We start from the raw sequence: 24514 nt of genomic DNA, 5'->3' as shown, positions 1-24514 counted from the left end.
AATAAATGAAAAAGATCAATGACGCCGTCGATGTCATCATCGTCGGTTTAGGTTGGGCTGGCTCGATTATGGGTATTGAGCTGGCGCAGGCCGGATTAAAAGTGCGCGCGCTGGAGCGTGGAGAAGACCGCCTGAACAGCGATTATGCTTATCCCAAACCGGCTGATGAACTGGCCTTTACCAAACGCCATAAAATCATGCAAAGCCCGCATGATGCGGCTTTTACCATTCGTCACAACGCCTCAGAAACCGCCTTGCCCATGCGTGAATTGGGTGCCTTCCGTCTGGGCGATGGCGTGGGTGGTGCGGGTCTGCACTGGACCGGGATGATCACCCGTCCAACGCCTGTCGACCTTAAAATGAAAACTTACGCCGACGAACACTTCAAACGAGGTGAACTGGATGAAGAACTGCGTATCGCCGATTTCCCGGTCAGCTGGGAAGAGATCGAGCCGCATATGGATTTCTTCGATAAAGTGTGTGGCTCCTCCGGCGAGACGGGCAACCTGCGAGGCGTGATCCAGCAGGGCGGCGATCCTTTTGAGGGTGCGCGCTCCAACCCCTTCCCCAATAAACCGCTGGAAGATAGCCTTAACGCAACCCTGTTTCGTCAGGCCACCCAGGAGATGGGACTTCACCCGTACTCCATGCCTTCGGCGGCGGTTTCGGTGCCTTATACCAACCCTTATGGTCAGCAGATTGCCCCCTGTAACTACTGCGGCTTTTGTCAGTTCTACTCATGCCTGAATTATTCAAAGGCATCGCCGCAAACTGCCATCCTCGACCGACTGAAGCAGTTTAATAACTTCGACTATAAAACCCGCGCCAACGTGATTCGCGTGGAAAAACATGCCGATGGTAAAACAGCGACGGGTGTGACTTACATTGATGAAAATGGCGACGAGGTGTTCCAGCCCGCCAGCATCGTGATTCTGTCTACCTTTGGCCTGAACAATGTTCGCCTGTTACTCAACTCCTCAATCGGTAAGCCTTACAACCCCATCACGGAAGAAGGTGTGATTGGTCGTAACTACACCCACCAGTATGGCGGTGGATTTACCCTGTTCTTCGATAACCTTGAGTTCAACCCGTTCGCCACGGCAGGACCGACCGGCACCGTCATCAGCGACTACGGCACCGGCAATGTAGAGACGGCCCAGCTTGGTTTTATTGGTGGAGCCAAGATCTACAGTTCACAACCGACCGGTACGCCGATGGCAGCCGCAATAAAGAAAGGCGCGCCATCATGGGGCAGCGGCTGGAAAAAAGCGCTGAAAGAAAGTTATGGCCATTCGATGGGCGTGAAGCTTGAAGGCAGCAATATGGCCACGCGCGGTAACTACCTCGATCTCGACCCGGTATATAAAGATCGTTTTGGTATGCCGCTGCTGCGTGTGACTTACGATTACGTGCAAAACGATCTGCGTATGTTGCAGTACATGAAAGAGAAGATGGAGGCGATTACCAAACACCTCAATCCAACGCAGTACTCGCATAACATTCTGAAGATGGACAGCCATTTCGCCAGCTCGCCGAACTATGTCAACACGCATAACGCCGGTGGCGCGATTATGGGCGATAACCCTCGCACCTCTGCGCTTAACCGTTATCTGCAAAGCTGGGACGTTCACAACCTTTTCGTGATGGGGGCTAATGCCTTCCCGCAAAACTTCTATGCCAACCCCTCGGCGATGGTTGCCGGACTGGCGTACTGGTCAGCAAAAGCGATTCGCGAACAATATCTGAAAAACCCCGGCCCATTGGTGCAGGCATAAGGAGATGACCATGAAACTGCAACTTCGTTATCTGCTGATGGCGGGCCTGGTGAGCACAGCCGTGCAGGCGGCTGACAATCAGGATGCTACGTTGATTGCCAAAGGGGAATATCTGGCACGCGCCGGGGATTGCACCGCCTGCCACTCCATTGCCGGTGGAAAAGAGTTTGGTGGTGGCCTGGCGATTGCCAGCCCGATGGGGGTGATCTACTCCACCAACATTTCACCTGATCCCGAAGCCGGTATCGGCAAGTACACCGAACAGGAGTTTGCTGACGCGGTGCGCAAAGGTATTCGTCGCGATGGTAAGCATCTCTATCCGGCGATGCCCTACCCGGATTATCGTGGGATTACCGATGAAGATATTCATGCCTTGTATGTCTATTTTATGAAAGGCGTAAAACCGGTAGCTGAAAAAGCACCGGAAACGTCGTTAATGTTCCCTTTCAGCCAGCGCTGGGGCATGTGGTTCTGGAATGTTGCGTTCACCGAGGATAAGCCGTTTGCACCGCGCCATTCCGTGCCTGACGATATCAATCGCGGTAAATATCTGGTGGAAACACTCGGGCACTGCGGCAGTTGCCATACCCCCAGGGGCATCGGCATGCAGGAGAAGGCACTGAATGAATCCAGCGACAAGTATCTCGCCGGTGGGGAGCTAAATGGCTGGCCTGTGCCTTCACTGCGCGGTATGCCAACCTGGAGTATCCAGAACATTACCGATTACCTCGCCACAGGCCGTAATGACTTTGCCTCCGTGGGCGGAGAAATGACCGGTGTCGTTGAGCACAGTATGCAGCATATGAATGATCAGGACCTGCACGCGATCGCGGCGTATCTCAAGTCATTGCCTGCGGATACCCCGGTGATCAATCGCCGCGCCGATGCAGAGCAGGAGACGAAGAAAACTGCTGATTACCTGACCCAGGGGCATAATCTGAATGCCGGGCAGATGCTGTACATGAACAACTGTGAAGCCTGTCACTGGACCGACGGCAACGGGGCCAAAGGAATATTCCCGCGCCTGAACGGCGGTGATGTGGTGATCGCGGATAACCCAACCGGGTTAATCAACATCATCCTGCAAGGGGCACAGACCCCTTCGACACCGAAAGCACCGTCTGTGATGGCGATGCCGGGCTTTGCTTCCCGACTGAGTGATGAACAGGTGGCGCAACTGGCAACATTTGTGCGTAGTGGCTGGAGTAACAACGCACCGGCTGTCACGCCAAAAGAGGTGACAAAAGTACGGGAAAGTCTGGCTAAACCTTAATGTAATCCGCGTAGCGGTGCGATTTATCGCGCAATTCCGTGCATGTTGCCGGAAAAAACGCGCGATAAATCGCGCCGCTACGTTTTTTTTACTCGCCTTTAATCACGCGCAATCCGCCATATGACTGGCAAACTGGCATCATTTCCAACGTGTTGATATTCACATGCGCAGGCAGACTGCTGACCCACCAAATGGCTTCGGTGATATCTTCCGGCAACAGGGGTTGCGTATTGGCATACGTCTGATCAACGCGCCCGGCATCTCCCTTGAACCGCACGCTGGAGAACTCTGTCCCACCGACCAATCCCGGTTCGATATTGGTAACACGTACTGCGGTACCCGCTAAATCGGTGCGTAAATTCAGGCTGAACTGCCGCACGAAAGCTTTTGACGCGCCATAGACGTTGCCGCCCGCATAAGGCCAGCTGCCCGCCGTCGAGCCGAGATTGATAATATGGCCGCGATTGCGTGCAACCATCCCCGGTAAAACCACCCTTGTCACATGCACCAGACCTTTGATGTTGACGTCAATCATCTGGTTCCAGTCGTCCATGCTGGCCTGCTGAGCAGGCTCCAGCCCCAAAGCCAGACCGGCGTTATTAATCAATACATCAATGTCCCGCCAGTTCAGCGGCAGTTGTTCCAGCAGGCTATCAACCGCCAGTGAATCACTCACATCCAGCTTGAGGGTGAAAATGTTGTCTCCGGCTATGGCTTTAAGATCATCAAGACGTTCCTGCCGCCGCCCGGTGGCGATCACCCGATGTCCATGTTGCGCATAACGCAGCGCCAAATCCCAGCCGAATCCGGCCGTGGCTCCGGTAATAAGAATAAGCATGATAACTATCCTGGTAATTAAAGATCTTTAAATAAAATACCGCCGCGGGACTTGTGTTCTTTGTCCGTTTCAATCAGCGAAATAACAATGTATTCCTCTTTAACCGGTAAGGCGTCTTTCACTGCCTGATAAATTCCATCCATCAGTTTTTTCTTTTGGTCAGCTGTGCGGCCGCTCACCATGTGCACAATAATTTCTGGCATCTTTTCACCTTATTTCTTAGGCATAATAAACTGACCGACCAGACCTGCTGATGCCAGAACATGACCTTTCAGTTGCGACATGACAGCCTCTCTTGCCAGCCCTTTTTGCAGCGCATCAGGAGCATAATCGGTAGCAATTAAGGTGAAGTTATAGTTGTGAATATCACCATTCACCGGAGGGCAAGGACCGGAATAACCCTGAACATTCTTCCCATTGGTGCCTGGGGTATAGCCAACAACACCGGTCAGATCCCCTTTAGCAAATTGGTGACGACTGCTGTCGATGCCGTAACCAAGGAAATGGGTCATGCCCAGGCCGTTGGCCCCCTGTGGATCTTCAATCAGCAGCACATAACTTTTGGTGTTGGCCGGTGCGCCACTCCAGCTCAGCTGCGGTGAAACGTTTTGCCCCGGACACTGGCCACCGCCGCCCATCGCAACCGGTAATTTCCCTGCATTGTGGAACTGGTTTGAGTGCAGCGTAAAGGGCGCAGCCAACGCGCCGGCAGAACATAACATCAGGCCTGCAAATAATCCTGTATGAACGCGTGATAACACGGCTTTCTCCTTTCTTCTGAATTATAAATCGATGCTTTTAATATCGGGTACGGCAGCAAGTAATGGATCAGTATCAGCAAGCAAACGTTTAAAATGGGTTTGCTCGAAGTGAAATTGAATCGCCGGTTCGCCTTTCCATTTTTCGTGGATCAGAAAGATATTCTCATCTTCCGTATTCTTATAAACGTCATAATGAATACATCCCTCTTCAGCGCGACTGGGAGCAATGCAGCGCTCAATGGCTGCAAATAATTCCTCTCCCTTCCCTTCCTGGGCAATAAATTTGGCAATAACCAGCTTAATATTTCCGCTCATCAGGTTTTCTCTCGTATAAATATGATTTAAATCACTGTACCGCTGCGGTTAAAAAATCGGCGGGTGCGATTTTCCAGTTTTTGATTCGACGCTCTTTGCAGCGTTTCTGCATTGATCGCCGATCGACAGACATCCCAATTGTTGCCCTCGGGATAGCACGCCAGAACCGAAAAATCATGGCTGCTCTGCAACAGGCGCTGACCTGTCCCTGCCGGTAAAAAAATCACATCGCCAACCCTGGCTGGCACCACCTCGCCGTTATCGCCGCCAATCTGCAACTGACCATTGCCTACCGCTACGACAAAAATCACATGCGTACTGCTATGGAAATGCTGATAGGCGAAGGGTTTTCCCTGCCATTGCTGCGTCCATCCGGCCTTAATCAACCCGCCCGCAGTAGTCTCAGTCTGTGTCGTACGGAAATGCATAACGGGTAAGGCGGGATTATTCGGCACCCATCCATCAGCTGACAGACGCCATTGATTGACCAACTGCAATGGCATTGCGGTTGAACTGTCTGCGGCCTGCACGGCGAGAGAGGGTAAAAATAAAGCCAGTAGCGCCGAGTGCTGCAAAAAGTTGCGTCGGGTGAAGTGAGCCATATCCCTTCCTGAAATATCGTGGTCTGCCAGTACCGGAACAGATTGCAAAATTAGCCATCCGGTTTCATTATCATACCTAGATAAACTAGGTATCAAGGCAGCCTAAGTCAAGCTAAGATAATGGCGAAGTTTGTATCTATCTTTGTAAGCGGAAAATGACCATGAGAAGCAGTGCTGACGACAATCTGAAGAGCCATATTGAAATGGTCATACTTGCCGCGCTGGAGCGTGGTCCCAGTCATGGCTACGCATTAATTGAATTGATCCACCAGCTGACGGATGGCGTCCTCTCCTTCCAGGAAGGGACTGTCTACCCCCTTCTGCACCGCATGGAACAGCGTGGCCTGATTGGCGCAGAGTGGGAGATCGCACCATCCAAACGGAAACGTCGCGTTTATCAACTAACCAAAGAAGGTCAGCAGGAGTTGGTGAGAAAACGCGAAGCCTGGGATAGCTACTCCCTGGCTGTCTCCTCTTTATTACAGAGGTCATAATGTCCACGCTGACTGAACTGCCAGAACCTGCGCAACGCTATCTGCTGGAGCTAAAGCATGAACTCAGTTTTGAGCAGAAATATGCAGACAACATCTGTCTGGAGATCAGTGAGCATTTCTATGAAGCGGTGGAATGCAGCCACGATACGCCAGAAAAAGCGGCCCTGCGCGTGACGCAACGTTTTGGTTCCCCGCAAAATCTGGCCGCTGAATTTGCCGTGGTATTAATCACGCGCAAACTGCGCAACACCTTGTTTATCAATCTCGGCATCATTATCGCCATCGTGTTTGCCGTGTTTACCTGCCTGACCAATCACCACGGTGGGCCTGCGGTGATCACCGCCGCACTGAGCGGTTGTGTCACCTGGGCGGGTCTGCTGGCCATTCATCGCAATCAGCTGGAAGGGGTTCGCCTCTATCACTGGCTGTGTACCCCGATGATCGCCTGCCAGACGACGTCATGCGCCCTGCTGCTGGCGCTGCTGTGGAACATTTTTAGCTCCCCCAACAGCTCCCTTTACTACCATTCTTTCGAATCGGCGGCGGTGGTGATCCTCGCCGCACGTATGCTTCATTTGAAATTACGCAGCCGCAGTATGTGCGCGCTGTGGAAGAAAACCGCACAGCATTAACGTGTCTCCAGAGGGACTTTACGCCCAGGGGGCGGGAAAGCTTCGTCCATGACGTTAAGGTCAGCTGGCTGTAACTGCACGCTTAGCGCGGCGGCGTTCTCTTTAATATGTGCCGCCTCCCCTGACTCCGGTATGGCGATCATATTGCCGTTACGGATCACCCAGGCGAGGAGAATGGTGGAGGGACCGGTTTGATATTTGGCCGCCAACTGAGTGATCAACGGATGGCGCAGCAGCGATGCCCCTTCACCACCCAGCGGGGAGTAGGCCATCATCGGCATATGATGCTGGTTACACCAGGGGATCAAATCAAACTCAATGCCACGACTCGCCGGATTATAGAAAATCTGATTGGTTGCACAGCGATCGCCATTCTCGGTAGCGAAAAGATCCTCCATATCGCTGACATCAAAATTGGAGACGCCCCACGCCTTGATTTTCCCCTGTTGTTTCAACTTCTCAAAACCGGACACCGCCTCAGACAGCATGCTGCTGAAACGCCAGTGCAGCAGGTAGAGGTCGAGGCATTCGGTGTTGAGTCGCTTCAGGCTGTCATTACAGCTGCGCTCCATCATCAGACGATTAGCGTGATAAGGATAGATTTTTGACACCAGATACACCTTATCGCGCAAACCATCTATCGCTTTGCCAATCAGTGATTCAGAACGGCCATCACCGTACATTTCGGCGGTGTCGATCACTTTCAGCCCGCTATCAATACCGGCGCGTAACGCATTAATTTCCGCCTGTGCGCTGTGCCTGCCCTGGCCCAGATGCCAGCTCCCCATACCAATAGCGGGAACTGTCTGACCGTTAAGAGTGACTGTTTTCATGCAATGTCTCTTTGAGGGGATAAAAGGTTTTCTCTTCAAGCTGTATCTGTTTGCGGCCCAGCCACTGACTGTTAACCAGCCAGATCAGCGAAAGGGGTAAGGCCAGCCACAGCAGCATGCCGCCACTCATACCGGCCGCATTCATGGCCGCCCAGCTCCATGCGCCCACCTGGTCACCGGTACGATAGACAGCGGTATCAATCACGTTTTTGGCTTTGTATTTGTCTTCGCGTTTTAACACCGTGAACAGCACTTCGCGTGCCGGGCGCGCCAGGGCAAAATTACTGGCGCGCCTGAGCACCGAGAACATCACAATCGAAGCAGCCACCGGCCAGATCGACAGGCTGGCAAATCCCAGCAGCGTGATAACTGGCAACAGACCGAGCACCAACTTAGTGCCATAACGCGCCATCAGGCGGCTGGTGATAAATAACTGCGTCACCAGCGTCAGCACATTGACCACCAAATCCAGGGTGGCAAAAAAGGCGGTACGATCGCTGTCATGTTGAAAAAGGTGGTGTACCAGGTCGGCCTGGCGGAAATAGATCAATGTCGAGGTGACCGAGTAGAGCAACATATACAGGCAGATGTTCAGCAAATACGGTGATTGCGCGATGCGCACAATGCCTGAGAACACCCCTCCGCCAAGCGGTTGCGTCTGGACTGCACCATCATTGGCTTCATCCGCCAGGTGCGTCACGTTGTTCAACCGCTTGACGCAGACAACGGCACATTCCAGCAACACCGCTGCCAACACGAAAAGACCGATGGTATTGAAACGATGTACCAGCAACGCGGTGGTGGCCGATCCGACGATCGCCCCCAACGTGGCCCCGGCAGCCATCATGGCAAACAGCCTGCTGGCACGCTCACGCGAAAAGATATCGGCAACCAGTGACCAGAACACCGACACGACATAAAGGTTAAAGACTGAAAGCCATACGAAAAACACTCTCCCCAGCCACACCTGGGCATCCACCGGCAGATAAAACTTCAGTACGGCAAAAATCAGTAAATGGCTGATAAAAAAGCGATACACCAAAGGAATGAGCTTTTTGCGCGGAAGTTTGCGTGACAATGCCGCAAACGGCAGATTGAGGGCCAGCATCGCCAACAGCGTGGCAGAGAACAGCCATTGCAGATTGTGCATCCCGCCATCAATCCCAAAGGTGTCGCGGATCGGGCGCAGGACATAATAGGCAGATAACACGCAGAAGATGTAGAGCATACAAACCAGCAGCGCACTCACTTCCTCTGCTTTGACGGGTGCCAGACGTAACCAGAAAGGCACCTTTGACTGACGGACAGGTTCAGTCGGCTGATTGCCCATAACGACTCCTGGATAAATAATGATTCCATGTCATCAGGTATCAAGCCGGATGACCCACTTACCTAGATAATCTAGGTAAGTGGGTTTTCACTGTCAAGGAATTGTGACCTGCTTCACAGCAGGTCGTTTAACGGGAGGGAAACTCAGACCTTGTCAGGCAGGGCATAAGCGATGACTTCATCGCCTTCCGGCGTCATCATGCCGTGATGGCCTCCCGCCATGATGAGCAGGAATTGTTGACCGTTGACCTCATAAGTCATTGGCGTTGCCTGACCACCCGCCGGCAGTTCATCTTTCCACAACGTTTTGCCCGTCTTCACGTCTATCGCACGCAGGTAATCATCAGTGGTCGCCCCCACAAACGCGAGGCCACTTTGCGTGGTTAACACCCCGCCGTTATTCGGCAGACCGATTTGCAACGGCAACATGGAGTGCAGCCCCCAGGGACCGTTACGTTCTGCGGTGCCCAATGGGCGATCCCACAGCGTTTTACCCGTTGCCAAATCGATGGCTTTAATCATGCCAAACGGCGGCTGTTTACAGATCACACCGATATTGGATACCCAGCCGGTGTTAACATCCTGACCATAGGGCAGACCAGCCTGTGGACGATTGCGTCCCGGTGGGGGGGTCTTATAACGCGGGTCACCCAGCCAGAACACGCCCATTTCGTCATCTTTGGCACGCGGCACCAGACGCGAATAGCTGGGAAGATCGTTGTAGTTGGAGATAATGACGCCATTGTGCACATCAACCGAGATGCTGCCCCAGTCAGATCCGCCGTTGTTACCCGGATATTCAATCCAGGGTTTATCCGCGCTCGGTGGCGTAAAGATGCCCTGATAGTTCGCTTCACGATACTGGATACGACACACCAGTTGATCGATAGGCGACACACCCCACATCATTTTTTCAGTCAGATCGGGTTTCTGCGTGTGGCTATACAGCGAACGTGGCTGGGTTTTCGCCCGTTCTTCTGGCTCCACGCCGCCCTGTGGTGCCGGTTGCTCCTCAACCTTGTGCAAAGGTTGGCCGGTGCGACGATCCAGCACCCAGAGATCACCCTGCTTGGTGGTTTCAATCAGCGCCGGTACCAAACCTTTGTCGGTGGGGAAATCCACCAGGCTCGGCTGCGCAGGGGTATCGTAGTCCCAGACATCGTTATGCACGAACTGATACACCCAACGCGGTTTACCGGTGGTGACATCCAGCGCGGTAATCGAGGAGCTGTATTTACGCTCTTCCGGGGTGCGGGTGGAGCTGTAGTAATCTCCCGCCGAGTTGGCCATTGGCAGATACACCAGCCCTAACTTTTCATCAGCCACCGCCGTGGACCACATATTCGGCGTGCCGAGTGAATAAGTTTTACCCGGCGGCGGTGTGGTGGTGATATCCGGTTGCTCCATATCCCACGCGAAGCGCAACTGACCGGTGACGGCATCATAGCCGCGCACCACACCAGAAGGTGCGTGGCGGAGCTGGCCGTCCATCACCTGTTGGCCTGTGACTACCACGCCTTTCACTACCGTCGGTGCCGCCGTGACGGAAACGATACCCGCAGGCCATTTGCCCATGCCATCCATCAGATCGACAAAGCCGTGATGACCAAAGTCCTGGCACAGTTCACCGGTACGGGCATCCACCGCTGCCAGTTTGGCATCCAGGGTACCCACGATAATGCGCTGCGAGCAGGCCTGGTCGGCAGGGACGGCAGGGTTTTCATAGTAAGCCACGCCGCGACAGGCCGAGTTGGGCGGGGAGGATTCTGCCGGGGTTTTAGGATCGAACATCCATTTCTGTTTACCGGTAGCGGCATCGATCGCGAACACTTTATGGCGGATGGTACAGCCATACACCACATCACCAATTTTAATCGGGGTCAGCTCGTTACCAAAGTTCGGCGTATGCGCTTCACCGGTATGATAGACCCAGACGCGTTTCAACTGGCTGACGTTTTGCGGGGTGATCTGCGTTAGCGCAGAGAAGCGCTGTGCACCGTGACCACCACCATAGGTCGGCCAGTCCTGCGCGGCTGGCGTAGTGACATTGTCAAAATAATTCCCAACTGGCGTAGTCGCCGCTTCAACCGGATAGGGCTTTTGCGCCAGCGGGATGGCGATTGCCAGCCCCACCACTGTCACCACCAGCAAGCCCACCCCATAGCGTCGATAAGCGCGTGATCCATCTGTGCGGCGGGCGGGCATCAGCACCACAGTGATAATCAGGAATAACAGGGCCAGATCGAGGCGTGGCACCAGCGCCCACCCGTCAAGGCCCGATTCCCACAGTGACCACACCAGTGTGGCAATAAAGCTAAGCAGGTACAGATACAACCCGCTCGCACGACGTAAAACCGCCAGTAAACCCGCGACGATCCACACTACCCCCATCACCAGGTAGTAGGGACTGCCGGAGAGTCGAACCAGTTTAAAACCCGGTATGGCAAGAACGGCACCGGTGAGAATCAGCAAAACGCCAAATCCCAACATGCACCATCCTCGCCAGCCTGAGATCCTGGTATTTCCTTCAAGTGATGAATTCATGAGTAAGCTCAATGAGTAAGTTGATTACAGGCTGGTGGTGTGGAATCTTGCAGGCGCGAGAAGTAAGAATTTGTGCCACCAGCACACTTACATGCCTGCAACATTAAAAGATTGTTGTTGTAACATTTGGCAGCATGCCTTTATAATCTAGGTATGCAGGGACAGGGCTGTCAATATGTTTTTTAGATAAAAAATAGACATAACCACATGATTAATTTGGTTTTTATTGGGATTTTTTGTGGGGGTGTTCAATGTGATAACCGTTCGGCTGATATGAATTTTCATCCGAACAATTGACCATCCGGTACATTAAATCCATTAGGCCGTGAGCGAATTCTCCAATCGCTTGGTTTTGCTGCTGAGCTTTCGTAGGTTAAGGCGTTTCAAGGTAAGAGATGAATATCATTCTTCATGCTGGAAATGTGATATGGGCAAACCGGGTCAGTTCTTTAGCGATCGCCCCTAATCCATAGCAATAAAATGGATAGAGAGATGATGTCGAGTAGGGATATTATTTCACTTAGTCTTAGCGCTCTTTTTGCGAGAGTGCTTAAGAGCTTACATCTATAAGCATTATGTGCAGCTACAATTCATAGTATTTTTCCATAACCCTACACTTTTCTTTCGTCAGCCAGCAATTGATACGCAAAAAACCATCAGTTCACAGATTTATGATAGGACGGCCCTCGTTAATCCATTGTTCAACCTCTCTCATGCCCAACCGATAGCGTGCAAAATTATGAATTTGCAATACGCGGAGTTCATCAACCAATAATGATTTGAATTTTTCTTTCTCATCATCATTTATTCCCAGCGATGTGAGTACTGATTCAATATCTCGTCTTTCTACAACAATAGCCCGTATTGCGATATTAAGGTCTTCCCTATGGAGTAATCTGAACGGATCAGGAACCCCCATAGAATCCAAAGTGACACGATATCTTTTTATCGAACGCCTGTACAAATGTACAAATAAATCAATAGCAAGTGTCACATCCTGCTTTTCATAAACACCCATCATTGCATAAGCATAATCAGTTACATCAGCATCGAGAAATGATAATGGGGCACTGTTATAAATCATCAGTGGAATATTAGCTGCAAGTCGACTGGTTCTTTTATTTCCATCTTCAAATGGCTGGAGATAAGCCATGTTAACCCAGAGAAAAAAAGCCGCCTCAACTGGATTTTTTATTATACGTGCTTTAGCGATAATTATGTCAAACATTTCCTGAAGAATCAAAGGGGCTTGTAAAGGTGTATATGTTGTACCGCTAATATTCCCAATTTTTGTTCTTATGGTACCCAACCCTTCAGAATCAGACAGAAGATCATGCATTAAAATAGAGTGTAAGTTGCTAATTACCGGTGCAGTAAGCCCATAATCAGGAACCGCATCTACCAGGAACTCAATTGCCTGTTTATGGTTAAGCAGCATAACTGCATCAAGGTCAGCGCCTTCAGTTCCACTTTTAAAAAGTTCTTCTGTCGCTAGTAACGAATACTTATTTCCCTCTAGTTTCGATGAAGACCATGCCAAATCTATCAGTAATTGCTCAAGAACTTTACGAGCGAAGGTACCAGCAGGTTGTTGCCCACCCATCTGTCCTTCCAGTCTCAAGGTTTCCGCAAGGGCTGCTGGCAGTAAAGAGGATTGATTTGGAATATAATCATCAACAAACTCTCTCGCATAACCAGTAATGTCTCTTGCGGAGAGTGGAGCCTGAAGATAACTAAGTAATACTGAAGATTTGGATGGCTGTTCAAGCCCCGCATTTGCGTCATCTTGCAAGTTAACAGGCCGTAAATCTACATCAGTTCTGTACCGGGTTCCCCTACCTGTTCCTACCTTTATTAGGCGGCCTTCTTTAAGCAGAGTATCAACATGACGCTTAACGGTTGATTTGCCAATTTTTAGTGACAGCGCGAGTTCACCGGAACTGAGAGGTATGTTACTGACAGCCACAGCTACCAAAATCTCATTTTTCAAATCCATTGTTTCTCCAGTTGCCGCTACATGACATCAGCTTTGCTGACACACCTTTCCTGCAGATAGGTTTACGGCCCGATATATAAAATTTACGGCCCATCGATATTGTTTTCGGTCCATTACAGCAGAATTTACGGCCCATCAGTAGCCTTTTCGGCCCATCATGACAATATTTACAGCCCAGAAGCCTCTTTATCGGCCCACCTCCACTACATTTACGGCCCACAATGACGTACATATCCTGCTTCATACTGTCACTGTTGGCGCTTATCGGCATAAGGCAGGACCAGTAAACCGTCTATATCCGATTTGATAATTACACCTTTTGTTGTTTAAACAACCACGCCCGTGCGGCATTGATATAGAAGAATTTGCGTGCCGAGGCCATATGATCAACACCTTTGAAGGTCAAAAACGTAATGTTCCCGCCTTGATCCAGATAATGATTAACCTGCTCCGTTAATGCCTGCTGATTGTTAACCGGGAAAATCAGTGTCGGATCCAGCAATTCACTCGGGCGAGTCACCTTCGCGCCACCCTGCTCCCACACGGGCACACATTTTTCATTCCACGGCGTGGCTTTGTTGTCGTCAGACCCGGTAATGATCAGCAATTTCTGGTTCGCCAGGGTCGCAACATCTTTGGGGCGCTGTTGCCCGGCAATGATGAGTCCGGCGGCGAAGGTTTCCGGGTGTTTCGCCATCAGCCACAGCGATGTCATGGCCCCCATAGACCATCCGGTGCAGTACACCCGCGATGCATCAATTTTCAGCACCTTGTCGGCACGATCTTCGAGATTCGGATTACCGTAGTCCCAGGTGTTACTGAGCAGGGATTGCACCAGCCGCCAGGTATTCTCCACATCACTGGTGTGCTCCCAGTAATCGTTCATGGTGGTGCGCTCGTAACGCGGTGTGATAACCACACATTCATGTAAGTCCTGTTCTTCCGGCATGCTCCAGATCGACGCAATACATTGCTCAGTCAGCGTCTGGGCACAGGTGCCATCATAGCTGGTGCCGGAGTGCGTAATGGCCAGTACCAGCGGATATGCCTTGTTCTCACCACCCGGTTTGAGGAATGATTTCGGTAGATAGATGCTGTATTCAAGCCACGCCGAGCGGGTGTCATCCCACCACCAGTGATGTTGCTCCCACTCATCAACGCCCCGAATAACAACGTTGTTGCCGCGCGCAGCGACATTGCTCCACGGCGTATTGCTGGCGGCATAGACATGACCGGCGAGGGTCTTGACGTTCTTAACCTGCGTCAGCGATACGATATCGCTGTCCTGGGTCGGCAGGCTAAGGTCCGGATCATGAGCGAATTCGACAATCACATAACGTCCGGTTACGCTGGATTGTCCTGCCAGCAACGCGGGTTCGGCATGGGTGTAAATTGATGTGATGGCGCGTGGTAAGGGCTTAGCCTGCGTGGCATTTTTGTCGGGTTCGTTGGGCATACCGGCAAAGAATCCCTCGGCTGCCGGTATTACCCCCGCTTTAAACGTGGTGAGCGCCAGGCTGGTGGGATCGATATCTGCGTCATATTCAGCGGCAATGCCGTAAATCTTCTCCCCACCCCCCGTGACTTCGCAAAGTGCGAAAATACGTTGTAAACCGGGTCCTTTTTTCACGCCATCGTCTTTGCTCGTCGCATTTGCCGATGCCGCCATAAATCCATTTTTATCTGCCGCCACCGCCTCACGGGATATCCCTGCCGCAGAGATAGCTCCGGCCAGCGCGGTTCCGGCCACCATGAAAGTTCTTCGTGACATATTTGCCATATTTTATCTTCCTGAATGAAGGTTGCGCGTCATGCAGGTAACGCCCGCATCTGCTTTAACTGTTTAATAATGGCCTGGGCTGCCACTTCACCGGCGCCAGGTGCAAAAGGTGAAGAGCGAGCTTCATAGGTAAAGCGGTCGTAGCTGTCGCTGTCCGGGAGATATTTGGCCGCACCATCCACCATGGTCATCACAAAGGTCTGTGCGAAAGGGGATTCGGCACGAATATGTGCACCGAGGCTGGCAGAGAACTCCGGCTGGACACCGACTAATACGCTGTCTCCCCATTGCATCATCACCACTGGCAGGCTGCTGACACCGCTGACCTGATAATCAAATGCCTTAACGGGACCGGTTGGTGCGTGCCGGGGGGAGAAGTTTTGCGATTTGACGGTAATGTTCTGCCGTTCGACTCTGAAGATGCCACTTGGCTGAGGGCTGATACCATCAGCGATTCGAATAACTTCGTCTCCCAGACGCTGTCCGAATGAATCCAGCAACGCGAAACCTTTTTCGTGAATATCGATACGATCGGTGCTGCCATCTGTATGCACAACATGACGACTGGCCTGGAGATAAGGCACCTGATCCCCGGCACAGCCCACGAGATAAAACGCCACCGTGCCACTGCCGTAATGGTTTTCGACATAACGACAGGTCGCTCCCGCCAGATCCGCACTGACCAGACGGCCCCCGGTTGCTCTTTCGGATGCATCCATCACCGCCGGTTGCACGGCATAGTTGATCAGAATCGCCAGCGGATGGCCGTCTGCCGTATTCAGACTTATCAGCCCCACATGAGGATCGCTATCACCCGCATCGTCAGCGCCAAGCCACCAGCCCGCAGGGGTATTGATATTACGATTGACGCCGATTCTGCTCAGGCCATTACCGATACCCGGTTGTACGGGTTGTAAGGAACTGACCGCCTGTGTTGCTGCGCTACGCACGGCATTCTCAAAGGCGGCTAGCACCGCTGCTGAGGCTCCGGTAAAAATATGCGGTGTTGAGAAGGAATGACTGGCGTTGATGATGGTGTTCACAGCGGTGACACCGCTGACCTCTGCCAGGATAGACTTGAACCGGACAATGACATCCTGTGTCAGTGAAGTCAGGTCCACTACGACAATGGCCTGACGCTGGCCATCCTGCTCCAGCAGCAATACACGGGTAGCCAGTGGATCGTGTTCACCGACAAAATCATCCAGCGGATATAACCCGGTCAGAACCACATTTGCCCGTCCCACGCCCACCTTAAGCCGATGGTTTTTGCCGGACAGGAAAGCGGAAAAGCCAGGCGTCAACATCGCGGCAGCCCCCAGCCCTACACCGGCCTGAAGGAAATGTCGTCGGGTAAACATCGACATTATCCGACCTTCACTGCCAGTTCAGTTCCACGCTTAATGGGCAGCGTAACCGAGATGAATCCGTTGTCCGGATTACGGATAAACGCCAGGAAATCAGGTTCCGCGTTATCATTCAACACGTAACCACCCAGATAAATAAGATCGCCCTGCCCGGGATGAATCGAGAAGCCATAATCGGCAAACATGTCCGGGTCCGGTGCGCCCGGTCCGGCAAATGCGGCCGCATCCGGATGCGTCCTTCGTGCATTCATCTGCGCGATCACCTTTAAAATCTGCGGATCACGTATGGCGGAGGAGGTGTGAGTAAACGGTTCCGTTTTCATGGATGTTCTCCAGGGTTACGTTAAAATCTGCCTTTGCTGAAAAATATCCTGTACCTTTTTATGGTACTTATCAAGTACCATAATTGTGACGAAGATTAACGGAACCCACAGTTAACATGAAAAGTAGTGACTCACTGCCTACTCGCGGTCGCCCCAGAACCCAGGATGCCGCCAGCCGACGTCAGGTCATCATTGAAAGTGCCTATCGCGCCTTCGTTGAACTGGGTTTTGCCAATACCAGCACGGCAGAAGTGGCCCGGCGGGCAAAAGTTTCGAAACGCACGCTGTATGAGGTATTCAGCGATAAACAGGCCTTATTTGCCGCGGTGATCAGCGAGCATCGCCATCTGTTGCTTGATTTGCCAAGACCCGAGGATGAACAGTGCGCGCTGGACGAGTCTCTGTTTCGAATTTTTCGCCTCGACGTCAGCGAAGAACAATCTCTGGAGCGTGAAGCGATCCTGCGGCTGATGACGCGCGAATCAATCCTGTTCCCTGAGCTTTCCGATTATCTCTATGAAACCAGGGCGGTAAGTTCCAGGGAAATGCTCATGGACTGGTTACAGAGTACCGCCAGCGAGAAAAATTTGCCGTTGGATGATGCGGCTGTTTATGCCGGGATGTTGATGGATGTGGTCTTCGGCGCACTTATGCCACACCGGCGTGTAGCAGACTTCAGAGAAAAACAGGTGATCGCAGAACATATAAAAAGACGCATCCAGATTACGTTACGCGGTATGGGTTGGTTGCCAGCCTGATGGAACGTCGCGGAGCAGTTCATCCTTTAATGAACCATCTGGTTTTGTTAAGGTGGTCTTTCTGACCCTGGAGATAACAATGCGTAAGCTAACTGAACAAAAAAGAAAAGAGATCCTTGACGCGGCTTCCTCCGTTTTTCTTGAACAAGGATATGAACGGGCTTCGATGGATGGCGTTGCAAAAACCGCCGGTTGTTCAAAAGCCACCCTTTACAATTACTTCAACTCGAAAGAAAGCCTGTTTGAGGCGGTCGTCAGAACGTTCAGTACTAACTATCTCACGCGAGCTGCTGATGAGCTGTACAGTGCGGATAATCAATCTCTTAGCCTCGCGGATAAACTACAGCAGTTCGGTGAGAGTATGCTGGGTGTCATGACGTCCGACTGGAAGGCCATGCAACTTTACCGCATGGTCGTTGGCGAAGCCGGCCATTCCGATATCGGAGAGCTTTTTTATGAATCCGGTGTACGGGAAAGTATGAACGCTCTGACGCTGGTGATGGAAAAATACATGGAAAGTGGGGAATTATCCCGTAGCAACCCAGGGTTAAGAGCAAAGCAGTTTTCGGCCCTGGTTAAGGCTGAAGCAGATGAACTCTTTCTGCGACGCCAGATGCCGGTGTATACGGATAAAGAAGTTGCCACAATGGTTGAAAATGCCGTGCAGGTATTTCTGCAAGGGACCGCCCTGAACGTCAGATAAGGGATGTAAGTCTGTCAACAAATCATGATTCGATTGACAGACCACAGATTACAATTAAACTAAACGGTACAGTTCATTAATGAGGATTGTCTTATGTTGCACCGTGTTCTGTTATTGGCAGGTATTACTTTCGGCTCGCTGCTGCTCAGCGGGTGTGTTTCTCTCTTTTAAGGAAATAAAATGCGTTTCATTCTCCCCCTGTTTACCAGCGCGGCGGTCATTCTTCTTACTGGCTGTTTGTCTGTCGGTAGTCATATTTGATCGGATGTTGCCCGCACCTGGCGGGCAACATCATCGCGTCCAACCGTTACAATGTCACACCAACCAGCATCAGCGCGATGAGAATACTGATGGCCACCGCCACCAGTGTTTCCGCAACAAGCAGGGTAATCAGGGAATTCTGGCGCGCTCCCCAGGCCCCGGATACATATTGCCTGCCACGCTGCGCTCTGAATCGTCTGATATAGATGACATCTCTGATGTTACTCCCCACCCGCCACCACATGATAATGACAGTGGTGACAAGTACACACAGCATGCTCCAGTCCCTGAATGTCATTTCTTCCGTTAAGGTCAGAAACTTGTCTCTCATCTGGATGGTTCTCCTGAGTTAAGAAATATCACTCACCCTTATGGGCAGCACGCAAATACCGCAACCCTGGCTGTCATTCACCAGAACGTTACTTCTCTCAACTTAAGGACAGTCAGAACACCGACTACCAGCACCACCACGATCTCAACCATCAGCAAAACAATGAGGGGTAGCAGACGGGCCCCCCAGACCCGGGATGCATAATAATTGCCCCGCTTTATGCCTAATCGACGGATATACCGAATCTCTCTGACATTGCTGCCTGCTCGCCAGAGAATCAGGATGGATACCGTTATCATTGCCATATCTATGACCCACTCCCTGTACGTCATTTCCCCGGCGACTATCAGCAGTCTGCTAACCATCAGAATTATTTTTATCCCCGGCTAACGGCTGCGTACTTTTCGATAAATACCTCTGTTCTGCGGCGCACTTCGCAACGCAACTCGAAATTCGTCCAGCATGATCCGGCCAGCAGAATGCTCAACTCATTCAGCTGCGAAAGATAAAAACGCACCACTTCTTCAGTTGGCCGGTAACGCAGTTCGCCTCGCAGCATGGCTGCGTCCATTACCCCGCGTACATAATCCACCGCGTGCCGATAAGAAGAGGGATTGCCTGAATGCTGCAAAGCCCTGCTCTCACTTTTTTTCATCATGAGCATCATCCGGGTGAGTTTCCTCCTGACAGGCAGGCCGATATAGCGGAACGGCAGTTCGCAATGGAATCCTGACTCGGCAATTTCTTGCGAAGTGCTGAGGTGCTCTGGAGCATTAACGTGCTGTTTTGTGCTTGCAGAACAGATAGTTAAATACCGACCAACGGGATGCGACTGGATATTCAGCATATGACCTCCGCAAAGAAAAATACCGAAATGAACTGAAACATATTCTTGACTTAGGCATGTTAATCGATCTTAACTATACCGTACAGTTCATTTAAAGAAATTTTTGGAGAGCCTGGATATGAAGCAATTGTTCCGCCCATTTTGTTGTACCGTGACTCTGGCCGCCGCTATCGCTGTTGTCGGTTGCGCTGACACCTCCCCAGTAAAGTATTCTGGGATTGAATCTTCATCACGGATGACGCCAAATACGTCAGAGGATAGCGATCGTATACCTTTCCGTTATGCGGCCCCGGTAAACTGGAACAAATATCGCAGCATCACGTTAGAACCCGTGCAGATCTATGGTGGAAGTGACGCACAATTTAACGATCTTTCTCCGGATGATCGGCGTAAGCTCGCCGACTATATGCAGAAAAAATTTAGCGAAGTGCTGGCAGAAAAGTTTGTCGTAGATGCTGCTAAAGGAACGTCCCCCTCCCTCCGGCTTAAACTGACGCTAACCGGTGCGGATACGACACCGCAGGTTGTTGGTACCTTTACGAAATTCGATCTGGCTGGTGGACCTTACAACATTGTTCAGTCTGTCCGGGGCGGTCGCGGGCTGATGAGCGGATACGTTAACTATGCAGTCGAGATAAAGGACGCCGAGACGAACGAACTTCTGCTGGCCTACGTCACTGAACAGTATCCGAATGCAATGAACGTCGGTGCCACCTTTGGCTCGTTGAGTGCCGCTGAAACCGGGATAGACAAAGGGGCTGAACAGCTTTTAGAAAAACTCCATTAACAAATTAATGGCGTGTTTTGCGTGGAGTTGAGTCCACTGTCAACGTCCCTGTTCTCACGGTACGTGGAGTTTACGTTGTGCTAATGCTCCACGTACCGCTTTAAGACGCTACGGTGATCAATCGTGCATTGCTTTGCTGTATATGCGCAGCCGTGCAATTAAGGCCTGAGTTGCCTGGGAAGATTTTCCGGCTTGTGAACAAACCAGCGCAAATTCACGACAGACAGGAGGAAGCAATGGCACCACGCACAAGCCACGCCGATCTTCCGGAAGGGTTGATTCAGGGACCAAAGCTACGCCCATCCCCTCGCGCACCATCTTGCTGGCACTGATCCAATCTCGTACCGTCATGCGTATGTCTGAAAGCTGCAAACCCGCTTGCTCCATCAAGCTTCTCCCGTTTACAGCGCAGCCACCGGTAGCGAGGATAAAGGGTTGAGAGGCCAGTTCCCCAAGTGTAATACCTTGTGCTCTTACACGGCGTGCTTGCAAGTGACTGGCTGGAAAGACCGCGACCCAGGCATCCTGCCCTATTACCATTTCCGCACGGCCAGAATCAGGGTTCATGACAATCCCCAACTCGACAGTGCTTTCAGCCACCCACTCCTCCACCTCTTCATCTGTCCCCTCCAACACGACAACTTCAATTCCAGGATGCAGGCGCCTGAAGTCCCGCAACAACCCAGGTAGTAGCGTTGACGTGACCGAGGGAAAACTGGCCAGGCGAATGCGGCCAGTGCTTAAACCGCGATTGTTATCGGCCAGCGCCCGGATCGCCTCCAGATGAACCAGCATATTCCTTGCGTGCTCAACCACCAGCTCGCCCAATGCGGTAACGGTGATCTGCCGTCGCTCACGGGTAAAAACCTGGAACCCAAGTGATGATTCCAACTGAGCGATAGCCTGGCTGGCACCAGACTGAGTCATTCCCACATCCTCTGCGGCACGCGAGATATTGCTGGCATCGGCGACAGCAACCAGTAGCCGCCAGTGCAATAGATTCATCATGATGATCAGTAGCTCAACCAATACTTAATTAATTAACTATTAATTTTACAGAATATCTCAACTCAATCACAGTGACTGCAGGTGCAGGTAGCGCACTGCGAAACTGTTTTTAATATTTATGGAGATATCATGAAGTTATATTACGCCCCAAACACCTGTTCGCTTTCACCCCATATAGTGCTGCGCGAACTTGAGCTTGAATTTGAGCTAATCCGGGTGGACAACAAAAGTAAGCTGACCGTAGATGGTCAAGACTATCGCACCATTAACCCCAAGGGTTATGTCGCTGCGCTGGAACTGGAAAATGGGCAGATACTTACAGAAGGTCCGGCTATTGTGCAGTATCTGGCTGACCTGAAACCGGAGCGTGAGCTGGCACCGCCCGCAGGCAGTTGGGAGCGACTACGATTACAGGAATGGTTGAACTTCATCGCCACTGAAATTCACGCTGGCTCGGCACCGCTGTTCAATACCACGCTACCCGAGACCACCAAAGATATCTTCCGTGAAAAGCTGTTCAAACGGTTCGATTTCCTGCAAGACACTCTCGCAGGAAGAACCTGTCTGACAGGCTCATCGTTCAGCATTGCCGATGCCTACCTTTTCACCGTGCTGGGCTGGTGTAAATGGTTCTCCATCGAACTTCATAACTGGCCTGCGCTATTGGCCTATCAGGCCTCTGTTACTTTGCGGCCTGCTGTGCAGGCTGCATTACGCGCTGAAGCCCCAAATTAAAGGCCCGTGAACCTTTCCCGCGCGCCTGAGCTGAATCTTGTTTCAAAGCCCGAGGTTACATTGGAGCCACGATGAAGCCTGCCGGAAGACTTGCAAAGAACAGGTGAGATCGTCAGTTGTTGTTGATGACCACTGTGGGGAGTAACGCGTGTTCTTCAGGATAACCACTATGGAGAGTAACGACCGTTTCAGGTATGACTGCTATAGAGAGAATTACCAGAATTGAGCAATATCACCCGTGTTTTAATTTTTGCAGTAAACATCCACTTGATAAGGAAACCCTCATTGTTAGTAAACACTAACATCAAGTATATAAAGGCCTCGCAGGTTAGTAACTACCAGGGGGGTTGTGCAAAGGGAGGCCTGAAAACATCAATACGTTCTCTCTATAGTGGTCATTACTGGCAAGTTGGAAGTCTTCTTTCTCTCTACAGCGGTTTCTTTTCAGAAGTGCCAAATGACCACTATGGTGAGTGAATATGACTGCTATAGCGAGTTGTGATCGTGGATCTATTGAGTGGCTGAAATACAAAAGACTGCTGTAGTGAGTAAAACTCACTACAGCGTTAGGGGAATGTTGAGCGCATGACAGCTGACGGACTATTCAGCTTTTTTGGTCTTCCTGATGGTTTCCAGGATGGCCAACTCCTCATCAGAAAGCATCACCATCTTCCCTGCCGACTCTTCCCTGGTCTTCTTGACCGTCGTTTTTGCCCTCACCTTCTTCTTAACCGGGACGATATCGATCTCATTATCGAGATCGTCTTCTCCGAGTTCTGGCAGGCTCAGCGGGATGTTTGCTGGTCTGAGTTTGGGCTGTCGATAATGAATGGAGAAGTAAACGGTGCTGGCACGCTTAAACTCGGTGTAATCGAGGTAGCCAATCTCTTTGAGCTGCTCCATCGCCTTTCTGACGGTCGCGTATTGGGTGTTTGGTCGCGAAGTAAGATTTAAGCGCGCCTGTAAGCGCTGCATTGACACAGGAGCAGGATCCGGGGGCAAACTCTCGATAAAGGTGTAAAGCGCCTGCGCTGACTCTTTGCGGGCTAATTCGTTAATTGCGCGAAGCTGAAGCAGTACCTTACGATCGAACTGATACAGTTCGAAGATCTTGGGATCCGCCTGCAAAGTGACAGTGTCATTTTTTACGCTGTATTTCGCTGACTGGACGAGATGCGTAACGTAATACTCCCCTTCTTTATTGGTGAAGTGGATGGTATTCGTCGCGATACGCGTCAAAGAGGCTTCCAGGCGTGTTCTGAGCTTAGCGGAAGAGCGAAGTGACGGGATCCCGCAGAGTTTGGCAAAATCGACGAAAGGCAGCGTGACACTGTCTCCCAGCACTTTGTACTTGGCAAACGCATGAATAATGCCAACCCATGCTTTGAAATCGTTGTCCATATCAAGACGCGCGCCGGTGATCTTGATATTTTCATACCCTTCGGCTTTAACGATCGTCAGTTGCTTCAGCTCATCAGTGACATCCATAGTGGATAACTGATTTTTTCTGCCATTCGCGGTGGATTTGAGGGTCGGAACAAACAGTCCCAGCCTCATTAATGCAACCGGCTGAACAGTGTTATTACTGTTCGGCGTGAGGTGAACAACCTCTCCAGTTCGTTTATCCGTTTCACTGAAAGCCTCAGCTATCAGTTTGTTTTCTTGTTCTTTTTTCGGCATTTGAAAAATCCGTGATCTGAACAAGCGATGATCGCCGTTACTCGATATTTCGGATACTAGCACTCACTACAGCGGTTATTCTACTCACTACAGCAGTTTAATTGCTCTCCATAGTAGTCATTTGACTCATCACAGCAGTCTTCTTCACTCTCTATAGTAGTCATTTTCGGGGGTAATCTGTTATAAATCATTATATTGACGATAATCGAAAACGATCAAACTGCTGTGCTAACTAGCGGATCGTTTATTGGATCCAGTTTGAGGATGACTTTAGAGGATTATTTTTATGATTTTGACCTGTGTATAACTCAATGAAAACAAATTATAGAGAACTCAGGCAGTCCGTTGATAACAGTAAGGACGCAGCTTAGCGCGGATTTTAGGCATTTTGACTTATAAACAACCAAATCAAACAGTTACTCACTACAGCAGTCATCGCTTGCTCAACATAGCAGTCATCAGTACTCTCTTTAGCAGTCAATTAACTCAACACAGCAGTCTTTCCTCTCCCTACAGCAGTCATCAACATCTATCCAGGCCAT

24 protein-coding genes are annotated in these 24514 nt (G+C 51.1%); 8 read left to right on the top strand and 16 right to left on the bottom strand.

Annotation, left to right across the window (positions count from 1 at the left end; all coding sequences use genetic code 11):
• Positions 1-5: 5 nt before the first annotated feature.
• Together AC6I8T_RS25170 and AC6I8T_RS25165 are read left to right on the top strand one after the other, a co-directional pair.
• Positions 6-1775 carry a GMC family oxidoreductase gene (locus AC6I8T_RS25170; protein ID WP_208727057.1) on the top strand — a complete coding sequence of 590 codons (1770 nt, stop codon included), beginning with the start codon at positions 6-8 and terminating at the stop codon, positions 1773-1775.
• Between the two features lie 10 nt (positions 1776-1785).
• A complete protein-coding gene (locus AC6I8T_RS25165; protein WP_208727056.1) occupies positions 1786-3048 on the top strand; it encodes a c-type cytochrome in 1263 nt (420 codons plus the stop codon).
• Positions 3049-3136: 88 nt separating this feature from the next.
• Here AC6I8T_RS25165 and ydfG read toward each other — a convergent pair whose 3' ends face one another.
• From ydfG to AC6I8T_RS25140, 5 genes are read right to left on the bottom strand one after another with little or no spacing between them, the layout of a single operon-like run.
• Entirely contained in the window at positions 3137-3886 is a 750-nt protein-coding gene (gene ydfG, locus AC6I8T_RS25160; protein WP_208727055.1) for a bifunctional NADP-dependent 3-hydroxy acid dehydrogenase/3-hydroxypropionate dehydrogenase YdfG, read from the bottom strand.
• 17 nt (positions 3887-3903) lie between these two features.
• Entirely contained in the window at positions 3904-4089 is a 186-nt protein-coding gene (locus tag AC6I8T_RS25155) for a tautomerase family protein (RefSeq protein ID WP_208727054.1), read from the bottom strand.
• A gap of 9 nt (positions 4090-4098) precedes the next feature.
• Entirely contained in the window at positions 4099-4647 is a 549-nt protein-coding gene (locus AC6I8T_RS25150; protein WP_497834750.1) for a YbhB/YbcL family Raf kinase inhibitor-like protein, read from the bottom strand.
• Positions 4648-4668: 21 nt separating this feature from the next.
• A complete protein-coding gene (locus AC6I8T_RS25145) occupies positions 4669-4962 on the bottom strand; it encodes a putative quinol monooxygenase (RefSeq protein WP_208727052.1) in 294 nt (97 codons plus the stop codon).
• Positions 4963-4988: 26 nt separating this feature from the next.
• Positions 4989-5564, bottom strand: coding sequence for a cupin domain-containing protein (locus AC6I8T_RS25140; protein WP_497834749.1), 576 nt, complete (start codon positions 5562-5564; stop codon positions 4989-4991).
• 161 nt (positions 5565-5725) lie between these two features.
• Here AC6I8T_RS25140 and AC6I8T_RS25135 point away from each other — a divergent pair, with 161 nt between their 5' ends.
• Together AC6I8T_RS25135 and AC6I8T_RS25130 are read left to right on the top strand one after the other, a co-directional pair.
• The gene (locus tag AC6I8T_RS25135) at positions 5726-6058 is read left to right on the top strand and encodes a helix-turn-helix transcriptional regulator (RefSeq protein WP_013512403.1); all 333 of its coding nucleotides are present in this window, start codon (positions 5726-5728) and stop codon (positions 6056-6058) included.
• Positions 6058-6690, top strand: a complete 633-nt coding sequence (locus tag AC6I8T_RS25130) for a hypothetical protein (protein ID WP_021183850.1) — start codon at positions 6058-6060, stop codon at positions 6688-6690. The genes AC6I8T_RS25135 and AC6I8T_RS25130 overlap by 1 nt, the downstream gene beginning before the upstream one ends.
• Here the strand turns inward: AC6I8T_RS25130 and AC6I8T_RS25125 are convergent.
• The 7 genes from AC6I8T_RS25125 to AC6I8T_RS25095 form a co-directional block, all read right to left on the bottom strand.
• Positions 6687-7523 (bottom strand): aldo/keto reductase, encoded by an 837-nt coding sequence (locus tag AC6I8T_RS25125; protein ID WP_021183849.1) that lies wholly within the window; start codon positions 7521-7523, stop codon positions 6687-6689. The two genes, AC6I8T_RS25130 and AC6I8T_RS25125, sit on opposite strands and share 4 nt — an antisense overlap.
• Positions 7504-8853 (bottom strand): NTP/NDP exchange transporter, encoded by a 1350-nt coding sequence (locus AC6I8T_RS25120; RefSeq protein ID WP_208727050.1) that lies wholly within the window; start codon positions 8851-8853, stop codon positions 7504-7506. The genes AC6I8T_RS25125 and AC6I8T_RS25120 overlap by 20 nt, the downstream gene beginning before the upstream one ends.
• A gap of 143 nt (positions 8854-8996) precedes the next feature.
• Entirely contained in the window at positions 8997-11342 is a 2346-nt protein-coding gene (locus AC6I8T_RS25115) for a membrane-bound PQQ-dependent dehydrogenase, glucose/quinate/shikimate family (RefSeq protein ID WP_497834748.1), read from the bottom strand.
• Positions 11343-12057: 715 nt separating this feature from the next.
• On the bottom strand, positions 12058-13392 hold the full coding sequence (locus tag AC6I8T_RS25110) for a Fic family protein (RefSeq protein ID WP_497834747.1): 1335 nt from the start codon (positions 13390-13392) through the stop codon (positions 12058-12060).
• Between the two features lie 310 nt (positions 13393-13702).
• Entirely contained in the window at positions 13703-15172 is a 1470-nt protein-coding gene (locus AC6I8T_RS25105; RefSeq protein WP_497834746.1) for a prolyl oligopeptidase family serine peptidase, read from the bottom strand.
• Between the two features lie 29 nt (positions 15173-15201).
• The gene (locus AC6I8T_RS25100; RefSeq protein ID WP_497834745.1) at positions 15202-16539 is read right to left on the bottom strand and encodes a hypothetical protein; all 1338 of its coding nucleotides are present in this window, start codon (positions 16537-16539) and stop codon (positions 15202-15204) included.
• Positions 16539-16862, bottom strand: a complete 324-nt coding sequence (locus tag AC6I8T_RS25095; protein ID WP_497834744.1) for a hypothetical protein — start codon at positions 16860-16862, stop codon at positions 16539-16541. Before AC6I8T_RS25095 ends, AC6I8T_RS25100 begins: the two co-directional genes overlap by 1 nt.
• Before the next feature lie 116 nt (positions 16863-16978).
• Here AC6I8T_RS25095 and AC6I8T_RS25090 point away from each other — a divergent pair, with 116 nt between their 5' ends.
• Both AC6I8T_RS25090 and AC6I8T_RS25085 read left to right on the top strand, forming a co-directional pair.
• On the top strand, positions 16979-17620 hold the full coding sequence (locus AC6I8T_RS25090) for a TetR/AcrR family transcriptional regulator (protein WP_208727044.1): 642 nt from the start codon (positions 16979-16981) through the stop codon (positions 17618-17620).
• Positions 17621-17699: 79 nt separating this feature from the next.
• Positions 17700-18323, top strand: coding sequence for a TetR/AcrR family transcriptional regulator (locus tag AC6I8T_RS25085; RefSeq protein WP_208727043.1), 624 nt, complete (start codon positions 17700-17702; stop codon positions 18321-18323).
• Positions 18324-18630: 307 nt separating this feature from the next.
• Here the strand turns inward: AC6I8T_RS25085 and AC6I8T_RS25080 are convergent, their stop codons facing one another.
• Positions 18631-18915 carry a hypothetical protein gene (locus tag AC6I8T_RS25080; RefSeq protein WP_208727042.1) on the bottom strand — a complete coding sequence of 95 codons (285 nt, stop codon included), beginning with the start codon at positions 18913-18915 and terminating at the stop codon, positions 18631-18633.
• A 376-nt stretch (positions 18916-19291) separates the two neighbouring features.
• The gene (locus tag AC6I8T_RS25075) at positions 19292-19762 is read right to left on the bottom strand and encodes a hypothetical protein (protein ID WP_244634106.1); all 471 of its coding nucleotides are present in this window, start codon (positions 19760-19762) and stop codon (positions 19292-19294) included.
• A 118-nt stretch (positions 19763-19880) separates the two neighbouring features.
• On the opposite strand from AC6I8T_RS25075, the gene AC6I8T_RS25070 reads away from it, so the two are divergent.
• Positions 19881-20549, top strand: a complete 669-nt coding sequence (locus AC6I8T_RS25070) for a DUF3313 domain-containing protein (protein ID WP_497831454.1) — start codon at positions 19881-19883, stop codon at positions 20547-20549.
• Positions 20550-20666: 117 nt separating this feature from the next.
• Here the strand turns inward: AC6I8T_RS25070 and AC6I8T_RS25065 are convergent, their stop codons facing one another.
• Positions 20667-21557, bottom strand: coding sequence for a LysR family transcriptional regulator (locus AC6I8T_RS25065; protein WP_497834743.1), 891 nt, complete (start codon positions 21555-21557; stop codon positions 20667-20669).
• A gap of 129 nt (positions 21558-21686) precedes the next feature.
• Between AC6I8T_RS25065 and gstA the strand changes: the two genes are divergently transcribed.
• Positions 21687-22292 (top strand): glutathione transferase GstA, encoded by a 606-nt coding sequence (gene gstA / locus AC6I8T_RS25060; RefSeq protein ID WP_208727039.1) that lies wholly within the window; start codon positions 21687-21689, stop codon positions 22290-22292.
• 600 nt (positions 22293-22892) lie between these two features.
• Here gstA and AC6I8T_RS25055 read toward each other — a convergent pair.
• Positions 22893-23972, bottom strand: coding sequence for a RepB family plasmid replication initiator protein (locus AC6I8T_RS25055; protein WP_021183835.1), 1080 nt, complete (start codon positions 23970-23972; stop codon positions 22893-22895).
• Positions 23973-24514: the final 542 nt, after the last annotated feature.

Source organism: Pantoea sp. X-Soil-OKNW-556, assembly GCF_059730695.1.
This window is presented reverse-complemented; position numbering and strand designations above follow the sequence as displayed.

What these genes read in the sequence shown, in the direction of transcription:
- AC6I8T_RS25170 (WP_208727057.1), top strand. Translation starts at nt 6, where the DNA reads ATGAAAAAGATCAATGACGCCGTCGATGTCATCATCGTCGGTTTAGGT.
- AC6I8T_RS25165 (WP_208727056.1), top strand. Translation starts at nt 1,786, where the DNA reads ATGAAACTGCAACTTCGTTATCTGCTGATGGCGGGCCTGGTGAGCACA.
- ydfG (WP_208727055.1), bottom strand. Translation starts at nt 3,886, where the DNA reads ATGCTTATTCTTATTACCGGAGCCACGGCCGGATTCGGCTGGGATTTG.
- AC6I8T_RS25155 (WP_208727054.1), bottom strand. Translation starts at nt 4,089, where the DNA reads ATGCCAGAAATTATTGTGCACATGGTGAGCGGCCGCACAGCTGACCAA.
- AC6I8T_RS25145 (WP_208727052.1), bottom strand. Translation starts at nt 4,962, where the DNA reads ATGAGCGGAAATATTAAGCTGGTTATTGCCAAATTTATTGCCCAGGAA.
- AC6I8T_RS25140 (WP_497834749.1), bottom strand. Translation starts at nt 5,564, where the DNA reads ATGGCTCACTTCACCCGACGCAACTTTTTGCAGCACTCGGCGCTACTG.
- AC6I8T_RS25135 (WP_013512403.1), top strand. Translation starts at nt 5,726, where the DNA reads ATGAGAAGCAGTGCTGACGACAATCTGAAGAGCCATATTGAAATGGTC.
- AC6I8T_RS25130 (WP_021183850.1), top strand. Translation starts at nt 6,058, where the DNA reads ATGTCCACGCTGACTGAACTGCCAGAACCTGCGCAACGCTATCTGCTG.
- AC6I8T_RS25125 (WP_021183849.1), bottom strand. Translation starts at nt 7,523, where the DNA reads ATGAAAACAGTCACTCTTAACGGTCAGACAGTTCCCGCTATTGGTATG.
- AC6I8T_RS25120 (WP_208727050.1), bottom strand. Translation starts at nt 8,853, where the DNA reads ATGGGCAATCAGCCGACTGAACCTGTCCGTCAGTCAAAGGTGCCTTTC.
- AC6I8T_RS25115 (WP_497834748.1), bottom strand. Translation starts at nt 11,342, where the DNA reads ATGTTGGGATTTGGCGTTTTGCTGATTCTCACCGGTGCCGTTCTTGCC.
- AC6I8T_RS25110 (WP_497834747.1), bottom strand. Translation starts at nt 13,392, where the DNA reads ATGGATTTGAAAAATGAGATTTTGGTAGCTGTGGCTGTCAGTAACATA.
- AC6I8T_RS25105 (WP_497834746.1), bottom strand. Translation starts at nt 15,172, where the DNA reads ATGGCAAATATGTCACGAAGAACTTTCATGGTGGCCGGAACCGCGCTG.
- AC6I8T_RS25100 (WP_497834745.1), bottom strand. Translation starts at nt 16,539, where the DNA reads ATGTCGATGTTTACCCGACGACATTTCCTTCAGGCCGGTGTAGGGCTG.
- AC6I8T_RS25095 (WP_497834744.1), bottom strand. Translation starts at nt 16,862, where the DNA reads ATGAAAACGGAACCGTTTACTCACACCTCCTCCGCCATACGTGATCCG.
- AC6I8T_RS25090 (WP_208727044.1), top strand. Translation starts at nt 16,979, where the DNA reads ATGAAAAGTAGTGACTCACTGCCTACTCGCGGTCGCCCCAGAACCCAG.
- AC6I8T_RS25085 (WP_208727043.1), top strand. Translation starts at nt 17,700, where the DNA reads ATGCGTAAGCTAACTGAACAAAAAAGAAAAGAGATCCTTGACGCGGCT.
- AC6I8T_RS25080 (WP_208727042.1), bottom strand. Translation starts at nt 18,915, where the DNA reads ATGAGAGACAAGTTTCTGACCTTAACGGAAGAAATGACATTCAGGGAC.
- AC6I8T_RS25075 (WP_244634106.1), bottom strand. Translation starts at nt 19,762, where the DNA reads ATGCTGAATATCCAGTCGCATCCCGTTGGTCGGTATTTAACTATCTGT.
- AC6I8T_RS25070 (WP_497831454.1), top strand. Translation starts at nt 19,881, where the DNA reads ATGAAGCAATTGTTCCGCCCATTTTGTTGTACCGTGACTCTGGCCGCC.
- AC6I8T_RS25065 (WP_497834743.1), bottom strand. Translation starts at nt 21,557, where the DNA reads ATGATGAATCTATTGCACTGGCGGCTACTGGTTGCTGTCGCCGATGCC.
- gstA (WP_208727039.1), top strand. Translation starts at nt 21,687, where the DNA reads ATGAAGTTATATTACGCCCCAAACACCTGTTCGCTTTCACCCCATATA.
- AC6I8T_RS25055 (WP_021183835.1), bottom strand. Translation starts at nt 23,972, where the DNA reads ATGCCGAAAAAAGAACAAGAAAACAAACTGATAGCTGAGGCTTTCAGT.